General features: G+C 66.9%; 1 protein-coding gene. It reads left to right on the top strand.

What is annotated here, in order from left to right; genetic code table 11:
• Positions 1 to 239: cytochrome c biogenesis protein CcdA (locus tag Q0937_RS17955; protein WP_299306381.1), on the top strand; the 239-nt coding region annotated here is incomplete at both ends.

Below are 239 nucleotides of genomic sequence, written 5' to 3'. Positions count from 1 at the left end.
AGCTGGACACCCTGCATCGGCCCTACCTACGCCGCGATCATCGCGCTATCCCTCGACGCCGGCGCCGACGGAGGTTCGGCAGCTCGAGGCGCGACACTGGCCCTGGCGTACTCGCTGGGACTGGGCATCCCCTTCGTCCTCAGCGCCCTGCTACTTGACAGGGCGATGGGTGTGAGCAGGGCACTTGCCCGCCATCGCCGACTCATCGGAGTTCTATCCGGGGTGCTGCTCATCGCGAT

Origin of the sequence: uncultured Brachybacterium sp., assembly GCF_947500705.1 — a bacterium.
Classification (GTDB): Bacteria; Actinomycetota; Actinomycetes; order Actinomycetales; family Dermabacteraceae; genus Brachybacterium.
This window is presented reverse-complemented; position numbering and strand designations above follow the sequence as displayed.